The organism is Salinivibrio sp. HTSP (assembly GCF_003390965.1).
Lineage (GTDB): Bacteria > Pseudomonadota > Gammaproteobacteria > Enterobacterales > Vibrionaceae > Salinivibrio > Salinivibrio kushneri.
Window position 1 is genome coordinate 1 of the sequence record NZ_PXUD01000074.1, and the last position, 10058, is coordinate 10058.

At 47.7% G+C, this 10058-nt stretch carries 9 protein-coding genes; 7 read left to right on the top strand and 2 right to left on the bottom strand.

All coding sequences use genetic code 11. The annotated features are described in order from the left end of the window. Both C7A19_RS15785 and C7A19_RS13035 read left to right on the top strand, forming a co-directional pair. The coding region (locus C7A19_RS15785) for a hypothetical protein (protein ID WP_235614309.1) at positions 1 to 220 on the top strand (220 nt) is incomplete at its 5' end. Between the two features lie 174 nt (positions 221 to 394). Then, positions 395 to 937: a fimbrial protein gene (locus C7A19_RS13035; protein ID WP_116645076.1), complete on the top strand. Its 543-nt coding sequence runs from the start codon at positions 395 to 397 to the stop codon at positions 935 to 937. A 43-nt stretch (positions 938 to 980) separates the two neighbouring features. On the opposite strand, the gene C7A19_RS13040 is transcribed toward C7A19_RS13035, so the two are convergent. Next, the gene (locus C7A19_RS13040; protein WP_116645077.1) at positions 981 to 1298 is read right to left on the bottom strand and encodes a hypothetical protein; all 318 of its coding nucleotides are present in this window, start codon (positions 1296 to 1298) and stop codon (positions 981 to 983) included. 208 nt (positions 1299 to 1506) lie between these two features. Here C7A19_RS13040 and C7A19_RS13045 point away from each other — a divergent pair, with 208 nt between their 5' ends. From C7A19_RS13045 to C7A19_RS13060, 4 genes are read left to right on the top strand one after another with little or no spacing between them, the layout of a single operon-like run. Next, a complete protein-coding gene (locus tag C7A19_RS13045) occupies positions 1507 to 2229 on the top strand; it encodes a molecular chaperone (RefSeq protein ID WP_162300273.1) in 723 nt (240 codons plus the stop codon). Between the two features lie 55 nt (positions 2230 to 2284). Beyond that, on the top strand, positions 2285 to 4765 hold the full coding sequence (locus C7A19_RS13050; protein WP_162300274.1) for a fimbria/pilus outer membrane usher protein: 2481 nt from the start codon (positions 2285 to 2287) through the stop codon (positions 4763 to 4765). Continuing rightward, positions 4762 to 6096 carry a fimbrial protein gene (locus C7A19_RS13055; protein WP_116645080.1) on the top strand — a complete coding sequence of 445 codons (1335 nt, stop codon included), beginning with the start codon at positions 4762 to 4764 and terminating at the stop codon, positions 6094 to 6096. Before C7A19_RS13050 ends, C7A19_RS13055 begins: the two co-directional genes overlap by 4 nt. After that, positions 6097 to 6804, top strand: coding sequence for a molecular chaperone (locus C7A19_RS13060; RefSeq protein ID WP_116645081.1), 708 nt, complete (start codon positions 6097 to 6099; stop codon positions 6802 to 6804). Between the two features lie 61 nt (positions 6805 to 6865). On the opposite strand, the gene C7A19_RS13065 is transcribed toward C7A19_RS13060, so the two are convergent. Then, positions 6866 to 7480 carry a response regulator gene (locus C7A19_RS13065; protein ID WP_077486906.1) on the bottom strand — a complete coding sequence of 205 codons (615 nt, stop codon included), beginning with the start codon at positions 7478 to 7480 and terminating at the stop codon, positions 6866 to 6868. A 330-nt stretch (positions 7481 to 7810) separates the two neighbouring features. Between C7A19_RS13065 and C7A19_RS13070 the strand changes: the two genes are divergently transcribed. After that, complete coding sequence (locus C7A19_RS13070) at positions 7811 to 9880, top strand: ATP-binding protein (protein ID WP_162300275.1); 2070 nt, start codon at positions 7811 to 7813, stop codon at positions 9878 to 9880. The last annotated feature ends 178 nt before the right edge of the window (positions 9881 to 10058 follow it).

The window sequence follows — 10058 nt, forward strand, 5'->3', positions numbered from 1 at the left end:
TGCCAAATTTGACCTCCGTGTCGGAGGCGCGCCAGTTACACCGAGGAACGAGGCTCACATCGTGTTGGCGCTTGTCCGACCTACGCTTGGTTTTTATTTTGGTGGTGCCAGTAGTGTTTGTCCGACCTTGATTCGGGATCTTGAATATAAAGCGCTTCGCTTACGGAATACAGAAAAGAGCGGAGGCTGGCACGATACGCTATTTCCATTTATCGCTTAATCAGATTTCTTACCCTACCAAATAGGAATCGTCCTATACCGATGGTTTTCTGTCCATGTTCTAATCCTCTCACTGCTTACGGGGATGGTCACTAATAAGATTATATCCTCGCAATTCAAGGTGTTTGGCGTGTCATACAAGGCGCGCTAATAAGTTTTTTATGAGGATATAAACATGCAAAAGCAAGTCATTTCAACAGCACGGGTGATGGGGCTTATCGGTGCCTTGTTAGTCACATCAACGGCTGTCCATGCCAATAATACCATTACCTTTAAGGGTGAAGTCACAGACCAAACCTGCTCTGTAACGGTAAACGATAATACCGCTAATCCGGTCGTGCTTTTGTCATCGGTTGCTGCCGCTGAGCTGGCCAATGCAGGGGATATGGCGGGTCAGAAAATGTTTACTGTGGGTGTTACTGGGTGCACTGCACCAGGAGCGGATACGCAGATCACAACCAAATTTGTGGGCAATAACGTGACAGGCGCCGGTAACTTGGGCAACACGGGTGATGCAACCAATGTGGCATTGCAACTGCTGGATAATTCGCTACAGCCTGTGGATTTAACCTCGGAAGCTGCGCTCCAGGGTCTAGTGCTGGCTGAGGGCACGACTTCGGCCAAGACTGAATACGGCGTGCAGTATATTAGCGAAGAGGGCGGAGCAACCGCAGGCGAGGTGTTTGCTTCCGTTCAGTATGCCATTACGTATAACTGATCAATGGTCTACTGGATGGTTTCGATAGCTACCATTTTGATAGCTATAAATAGCTGACCAGTACATACCGGTTATTGTTTAGTTGTTGATATTCAAGCTTGGTAATAGGGCTTGTGCGTAAAGATTGGCGCGTGGTTGATGGCGATGTACCTCGAGAGGTGGGATCATCAGCCGTTACCTTGATGTTAGTGGCATTGGCTGGCACGTCGCATCGAAGCTGATGATTGTGCAGATCGCAGGTGCTTTCAACCACGCTCCCTCCAAAGACAAGGGTGCCTTGCCCAACTGTCTCTTCGGCAAGGCTGTAGGTGCTGAAGATATTGAGCAGCGCGACTACGCCGATTATAAGTGATGTTTTCATGGTGTGTCTCCTTGGTCGCCGCTAGCAGCAGGCATTTGGCAATCTATAAAGATTATAGCCTAGGACTTTAAGACACGATCATCGGTATGGTGAGCGATCGTGGCTCGCTCGGCAAGATAACGATTTAGCTGTGAGGTGAATGATGAAAATAGCGAGTATAAAAAAGATCCTCATCGTGTTGGCTTGTCTTGGTGCAATGTGGCCTGTGATGCACGCGTCCGCGTCTGTGGTGTTAAAAAACACGCGTGTGATTTATCCCGCGAATAATGATGCGCATACCATTGAATTTACCAACACGGATCCGCATCCGAATATTGTTCAGTTGTGGATTGATGCCGGTGATGAGCAGTCGACACCTAAGACGGCGGATGCGCCGTTTGTGGTCATGCCACCTATCTTTAAAGTGAACGCGAACACTAGTCAGTCAGCACGGTTAATGTACACCAGTGAGCCGCTTGCGCAAGATAAAGAAAGTCTGTTTTATCTTAACTTTTTAGTGATCCCGCCCAATATCGACAACGGCAACCGACAGAGTAAGCTGGCGATTGTATTGCGCAATCGCGTCAAGGTGTTTTATCGCCCAGATACCATCATAGGTACGCCGTCTGCTGCGGTGAGTGGGCTTAAGGCAACGCCGCGTTATCACGAAAATGGTGCCCTAGCGTCGATAACACTGACTAATAATGCGGGTTACTTCGTTAACCTCTCGCATACCGCGATCACAGTTGATAATCAACGTTATACGTCGGGAGCGGTCATGATTGCGCCACGGAGTAAGGCGGTGGTGGATTATACTGCCGCGGATGTGTCGTCGGCTCCGGCTGGTGCGCGTGAAAAACAGAGTGAGTTGCATTATGTGGCGATCAATGACTACGGCGCGCAGGTTTCGGGCACTATTCCGCTGTCGACACGCTCGCATCATGAGAACTAGAAAGTATGGTGAGCTGAGTCGAGGGACCCGTGCGTGCTTGATACGAGGGGTGCTGGTGTTTGTTTATCTCATGGCTAACAACTGGGCCCATGCCAATGACGAAGAGGCGGCAAGTGTCGATCAGGATGCCTTTGAGTTTGATGAATCCTTACTGTTGGGCTACCCGCAAGAAGGAGCAATGGATGGCATTTTGCAAAATGTGCTGAGTCAATCCCAGTTCGAAGCGGGGGAATACAGTTTAGATGTGTATCTGAATGCGCGGTTTTTTCGTCGGCAACTGGTTGAGCTAGTGCGTCGTGGTGAGGATGTGGTGCCTTGTTTATCGCGTGAAACGTGGCAAACGATGGGCGTGTTAGCGGCGCATACACGCGTTGATGAGATCACCCAGTGTTGGCAAGCGGATGGTTATCGCTTTCAGTTAAACCAATCCAAGCTGGCATTGAAAGTGACGGTGCCTCAAGCCTATACGCAACAACAACCCAATGGCTATATTGCCCCGGCGCAATGGGATGACGGTGAAGCGGTGTTTTTTACCAACTATGATACCAACTACTATCGTTCACACATGTCAACGGATGCGGGAGCGGGCGACAATGATAGCCTGTTTGTTGGCGTTCGTACCGGGGTAAATGTCGATCGTTGGCGGATAAGAAGCCAGTTTAATTACAGTTATAATAATGCGGGTAATCGCACCCAACGGCAGTTGCGCCATGGGCGTACCTATGTGACAACCGCGATAGCACCGTGGGAAAGTGAGCTTACCTTTGGGCAGATTTATACGTCCGATAGTTTGTTTGACGGTGTCAGCTTTGATGGCGCGGAATTACATTCTGATCCTCGCATGCTGCCGATGTCTCGCCGCGGTTATGCGCCGGTTATTGTCGGGATGGCTAACACAGTCGCGACGGTGACTGTGTCTCAACAAGGGCGCGAGATTCATCAACAAACGGTGCCAGCCGGGCCGTTTGAGATTAGAGAGATCACTTCGCCTTTCTACCGCGGTGACTTTGATGTGGTGGTTGAAGAGGCGGACGGTCAGGTTAAACGATTTACGGTGCCTTTTCAGGCGGTGCCAGGCTCGATGCGTCCGGGACAGTCACGATATGGTTTAGCAGCCGGTAAGCTAAGGCTTACCAATGTGGTTGATGAGCCGTATTTTGCCCAAGGGGTGTATGAGCGTGGGTTGACCAACCGTTTAACCTCGCATGTTGGTTTACGGGTAGCGGAAGATTACCTTGGTACCACCTTTGGTGCCGTACTTGGAACCTCCGTGGGGGCGTTTGGTTTGCGATCGAGTTTATCTGCCGCGTCAATGGGTAACTACACGGATGAGGGATGGCGTGCTGGCATCGACTATTCGGTGGATTTTGAGCAGACGGATACCACAGTGACTTTAGCCAGTTATCGTTATTCGAGTCATGGATATCGTTCTTTGAGTGATTTTGCGCGCTGGCAGGCACAGGATGCACGTGTTGCTGCGCCTTCTTTTCAGGCGGAGCGTGATTTTTTTAGTTTGAATGTGGATCAATCTATGCCAGGGCGTGGGCGATTGAATTTTTCTGGGTCGCACACTGTTTATCGCGGGGAGCAAGACTCAACCACACAAGCGCAGCTAAGTTACTCCACCCAGATCGGACGAGCAACGGTCAATGTTGGCTATTTACGTAGTTTTGAGCGGGACAATAGCACGGCGGATGATGTGCTTAGTTTGGGGGTGAGTCTGCCTCTGGGCGGTCGTCAGTCGTCAACATTGGCGAACTTTAGTGTTCAGACGTCGAAGGAGGATACGCGTTATCAAGCGGGGGTCTCTGGTCAGCTGGCCGGCTGGGATCAAACCTCCTATGGGGTAAATTACTCGCGCAATGACGATCAGTTATCGGTGGTATCTATGAATGTCAATCATCTGTCTCCCAAAGGGGCGTATGGGGCGACCTTAAGTCGAAGTGATGATTACACGCAGTGGGGTGTGAGCGCACGCGGTGGATTGGTGATTCATCAAGGCGGTATGAATATGACTGAAAGCCTTGGTGAGACCTTTGCGCTGATCAAAGCCGATGGAGCGGAAGGCGCGACAATACGTCACGCTCGGGGCGGTGTGATTGAGGATAACGGTTATGGCATTGCTAATCATTTGGCACCTTATAAATATAACCAAGTGTCGCTTGATCCTTCGACGATCATTAATCCAGATATTGAGCTACAAGAAACCCAGTTTCGGGTGGTGCCCACCGCCGGTGCCAGTGTGCACTATGAGGTACCGACGACCATGGGCAAAGCAGTGTTGCTTCAAATTCAGGGAGATAAGCGTCCTCCATTGGGAGCAGACATTGTTGATGTACAAGGCCGATCGATTGGGATGGTGTCGCAAAATGGCTTGGCCTATGTGCGCGTGGCAACACTCACCGGTAAGTTAACCATTCAGTGGGGGCAACAAGACAGCCAGCGGTGTGTTATTCCCTATGATTTGACGACTGAGCCACGCAAAGTAAATCGAGACTTTGTTACCGTCTCGGCAGCGTGTCAGGAGGGAGAATGAAAATGCGCATCCTCATTGGCTTATTGCTCAGCGCCTCAATGTTGGTCAGCGAGGCGAAGGCCACTCACTATGAGCCCATTGACAAGTGTTGGAGAATTAGTCATCTGCCCTCTAGCTCTAAAAACAAACCAGGGCGGGCAGAGAGTGTGCAGCCGGAGTATGGGACAACCAATACATGGATAGGCGCATTGAATACGCGCTACGCCAACATGATGATGCCGGATGTCAATATTGCCAATGTGGAGTTTCAGCCTGTTGGTACTGTGTTAAGCACAGCGGTGAAACACTTTTTGGACTTTGCTGAAAAAGGCGATTTTTCGCCTAATCAGGTGCTGTTTAAGTGTCCGGCCGCTGCCGCCGGACGTATTTTTGAAATGTATTCCACCAATGGTGACTACGAGTGGGGTGGCCGTGATGATAGGGAAGTCGGCACCGCGTTTGGTATGGAACATGTGTACGCCAGCTATTATAAGGGACTGGGCTTTCGCTTAACTAATTTGGCAACCGGGGAGTATTTTTCGCCTTTTTGGAAAGCACGGCCATTAACTGGGCTCGATCGTGATGGTAACGGTAACATTCTGGTCAAAGCTAAAGACTTTAGTAATGTAAAGATTGAACTGATTCGGATCCCTGATGAAAGTGGTCATGGCGTTATCTACGACTCCTTTATTCACAGTCAGCCATTTGGCTATTTAGCGATGCGTGGACCAGGGTTAATAGCTCCAAAACCGGGACAAAATCATCTTACGCACTATGAAGGATGGTATGGTAACTGGCCAGCCGTAATTGGTTTGCATAATAGTTTGACGATGCACCGAGGAAAAACCTGTTTGGTTAACTTTGTCACCCCGACAGTAACGTTCCTGCCTATTAGTGTGATGGAACTCGCTCAAGGCAGTGTACGGCGTGGCCAATTTTCGGTGTCTTATCAGTGCGAGCAGGGCGCAAAACGCGGCGTGGGGCCAGGCGAAATCAGTATGTTTTTTCTGACAAGCCCGGAGGCTTTTGCGACGGCACAAGATTTATCTTTGGTAGAAGCGGGTGTGGCCACGCCGTATTTGCTTAGTGAAAACTATCACGCAGAGACGACGGCGAAAGGCGTGGCGGTCACGCTTTATGATGAGTCTGGCACGCAGCTTCGCTTTGCCGATCCGAATCGCTATTTCGATCGGGGAGCCAATCCAGCGCAAATGGTACCAGGCGGCACTCAAATAGGAGAAAACCGTTACATCATGTCCTTTGAAGCCTCTTTAGGTCAGGTAGGGAACGGGATAGCAATCACACCGGGTCAGTATTCGTCGACTGCGCGCGTGGTCATGAGGTTTAATTAGATGTTTGGACTTTTAATAATCTTCGCGAGCCTTATTTTCAGCACCTGTGTTTTTTCGGGCGTTGCGTTAGAAGAAGGCACACGAGTGGTATTTGATGCGTCAGCTGCGTCGCAGTCAATCCATGTCACCAATACCAATCGCTACAGCGTGGTGGTGCAATCTTGGGTCGATGATGGTGATTTAAGCAATGTGCCCCAAACCGCTGAAGCCCCTTTAATCACGAAACCTGCGCTGTTTAAATTGGCGCCGGGTGCGTCTCAAGTGATCCAACTGATTAATATCGACAATCAGCCTGTTGAGACGGAGCGTTTGTATTGGCTGAATATTCATGAGCTGCCGCCTAGCTTAACGGGTTCCGAAACACAGGTTGATAAACTGGCACTCACCATGCAAACCCAGTATAAGATCTTTTATCGTCAACCGGATATGACGTTATCGCAGCAAGCGATCCAAAACTCAGTTCAGGTCGATAAACAAAAGAAGGCGGGCATTGATTACTTAGCGATAAAAAATGCCGCTGCGATTCATCTTAATCTGGCAAAGATTGAACTAGATGGGCAGGTTTACACACGTTTTAATCGCACCATTGCGCCTGGGCAAACCCAAACCGTGCGTTTGGAATCACCGTTAAGCGATAACATGGTGATGCTAACGGTGATCGATGATAAGGGCGGGTTGTTTGATGTGTTTCAATTGATTGGTGAGTGACACGGCCCTTACGGGCCACTTTGCAACAATACTCTAGGTGGCCGAGTGCGAGTGTTTTTATTTAGTCGAGACTTTTTATATATTCATAAATTGCAGAGTCATTGTCGAGCCCTAACTTTGTCATTGCCTGCTTTTTTTGTGTGCTAATAGTTTTTACACTCCGGTTAGTGTAAGCCGCTATTTTTGTCACACTCATTCCGGTACTGAATAATCGCAACACTTCCATCTCTTTGGGTGACGGAGGAGACACGCTGGGTTGTTGACTTAAAATTAAATCACTAACACTAGGGGAGATATAACGCTTGCCTTTTTTTACCTCTGCGAGAACATGATGAATATCAGATAGGATATCTTTTTTAAGCAATATACCGTCGACACCTAGTGATACCAATGAATGGAGTAGTGCGGAGTTGGTAAGTTGGGTCAAGACAATTAGCTTAATAGTTGGGTAGTCGCGTTTTACTCTTTTGAGCATCGCCATACCATCAACTTGATCCGTGTTTGGCATGCTGTAATCGGTAATTAACGTATCGATTGTTTTCTTTGCTAGTTTTTTAAATATGTCGTCGACACTTGTTGCCTCGGCAACGATATCAAAGCTGGTATCTTGACTTTGTATTAATGCTTTTACACCAGACAGTACGATTGGATGATCATCGGCTATCAAAATTTTCATTTTACTACCATCCTAAAAAATGCCATATGCTCTAATTTTAGCATAATTGTCTGAAAAAAACCGAGCATGAATCACTGAAGTGAATAAGATTGAGGATGTTGTATGGAAGGCGCATTAGCACTTTCGATAAGTCATCGTTCTTTGGGAAGTCATCGCCCTTTGGCTTAGCAATAAAAATATTTGTGGTAGCGTGACTTTTGTGCCTTGAAACTGGCTATTACGCCGCTGCCTGACTATTTTTATCGAGATTAGAATGGTTTTCTGGATAAAAATTAGGGGGCTCTGTCATTGATGCGACCTATGTACCGCACTTTGTCTACGGTGGCCAACATGAGAGTAGGGGTTTCTATGCGGATGGGTGTCATTTTTATTTGGCTTATAAGTGCGGTTTCTTTTGCGGCGGATTATCAACATGATCCTCGTAAAGAAAGCCCAAGGCAGCAAGAGATTGCAAGCCAAAAAACTGTAAGCCAAGAAACTGAAATAATTCGTATTAACACAATAGAACATGATGAGCCTGTGCGTAATAACACCGACGCGAAGGAAATAGACCTGTGGTTAGTGTTGGTTATTATTTTTACCGTTGTTTTTTTGGGAGGTATCGCGCTGCGATTTAAACGATTAATGAAGGATAAAAATGATATTGAAGCTGCGCTGATAACATCAAGAAAAAAAGCGGAGGAAGAGACGGAAATCAAAGCTAATTTTCTGGCAACGATGAGCCATGAGATTCGCACTCCCATTCACGGCATTATTGGTATGCTGGATCAAATCGCAATGACGCCACTTAATTTTGAGCAAAAGCAAATGTTGGCAGTGACATCCTCGTCGGCATCTATGTTATATAATATCGTTTCTGAAGTGCTAGATTATTCAAAGCTTGAAGCAGGCAAATTGACGATTGAATTGCGTCCCTTTGTGTTACGTGAGTTGATTGATAATGTTTTATTAGTGAGTGGTCATGAAGCGAGAAAGAAAAATCTATCCGTAGAGTTGCATATTGAACCTAATCTAGCGGCTGTTTATGTCGGCGACGAATACCGTTTGCGGCAGATTCTGATTAATATTGTTAGTAATGCGGTAAAATTCACGCATAAGGGGCGCGTGTTAATCACATTGGAAGTGGTACACGAAGACGACGATAAACAGGTATTAAAAATTGGTGCGCAAGACAGTGGCGTTGGGATGAGCCAAGAAGAACTCGAGCGGGTTTTTCATCCTTTTTCGCAAGCCGAAACCTCAACCACTCGTCGCTTTGGTGGGACAGGTCTCGGACTAACAATTAGTCGGCAACTGATCGAACTGATGGCGGGAGAAATGATTGTTGAAAGTGAGAAGGGTCAGGGAAGCTGGGTGGGATTTACGGTGCCGTTAGTGATCAGTGCAAGGCGAAAAACTGATCCTTATCTTAATGGCTTACAGGTAAATGTCGGTGTTGGCGATCCTATCCTTAATGCCAGTTTGACTACGCATCTTTTATCCTTGGGGGTTGAGATCAGTGATAAGGCGTCAGTCTTTCGATTCAGTGACGATGATGATGAAAAGGCGGATGTTCAATTGGCGCCGCTCTCTGGCATGGTCGGAGTACGTCGATATAAAAATAGATGGTTATTAAACTCACAACCCATTATGAACCGAAGTGTTCGGCTGGTCTGTTATGAGCTATTAGGATTAGAAGAAGACACGGGGACGCAATCAGTGTATGAGGCGGTTCTTCCTGTGCGTATTTTAGTCGTGGAAGATAACGACGTGAATCAGACGCTGGTGGCCCACCAACTCAATCAACTGGGTGTGTTGTTTGATATTGCCGACAATGGCAATGATGCATTAAGTTTTTTGACCCAAAAGGATTATGCATTTGTCCTTTGCGATTGTCATATGCCTTATATGGATGGATACCAATTTACTGAACATACTCGCGCTCAACCTGTTATTTATCGTGATATTCCGATTATCGCGATGACAGCGGACGTGTTGCCTGCTCAACGCACGCGTTGTTTAGAAGTGGGTATGAATGACTTTTTAAGTAAGCCTATCCCTTTTCAGGAACTCCGTGATTTATTTCGGCGCTGGGGAGTCGTCGATAATAACGGCTTAGATATCGAGGCACTGAAAACGGCATTTGGTAAGGCTGACGTTCTAGAGGAGATGTTAAACGCGACAGTAAAAAGTTTGGTGGCTGAGCTAGATACGCCGGTCGCTGCGCTTGAACGGGCCGAGTGGGTTCATAAACAAGCCGGAACAGTCGCCCTTTTGGGGTTAACCTCGCTTGCAGAGTTCGGTACCTATGCTGAGATAACATTGCGAGATAATGTTGAACACCAAGTGTATCGTGAGTTTAGATCGCGGCTGTTTCTTGTCACGCGGCAAATTGAGTGCATGATTAATGAACAAAGATGATAGGGTTAGAGAGACTAGATGGAGCAGATCGTGCTTGCATTGGGGGCTTTCGGTGGTGCCATTGGCGTAGGTGACACAAGCCTCGGTATTATGCCACCAACAATGCACTTTGCCGCCTGGGCGCCAGTTGCACTGCGCCATGCAATGGGCGCCTGTCACTATCGGTGCCAAATTTGAC

Excerpts from the sequence above, each read along its gene's own strand:
- C7A19_RS13035 (WP_116645076.1), top strand. The coding sequence starts at position 395 with ATGCAAAAGCAAGTCATTTCAACAGCACGGGTGATGGGGCTTATCGGT.
- C7A19_RS13040 (WP_116645077.1), bottom strand. The coding sequence starts at position 1,298 with ATGAAAACATCACTTATAATCGGCGTAGTCGCGCTGCTCAATATCTTC.
- C7A19_RS13045 (WP_162300273.1), top strand. The coding sequence starts at position 1,507 with ATGCACGCGTCCGCGTCTGTGGTGTTAAAAAACACGCGTGTGATTTAT.
- C7A19_RS13055 (WP_116645080.1), top strand. The coding sequence starts at position 4,762 with ATGAAAATGCGCATCCTCATTGGCTTATTGCTCAGCGCCTCAATGTTG.
- C7A19_RS13060 (WP_116645081.1), top strand. The coding sequence starts at position 6,097 with ATGTTTGGACTTTTAATAATCTTCGCGAGCCTTATTTTCAGCACCTGT.
- C7A19_RS13065 (WP_077486906.1), bottom strand. The coding sequence starts at position 7,480 with ATGAAAATTTTGATAGCCGATGATCATCCAATCGTACTGTCTGGTGTA.
- C7A19_RS13070 (WP_162300275.1), top strand. The coding sequence starts at position 7,811 with ATGAGAGTAGGGGTTTCTATGCGGATGGGTGTCATTTTTATTTGGCTT.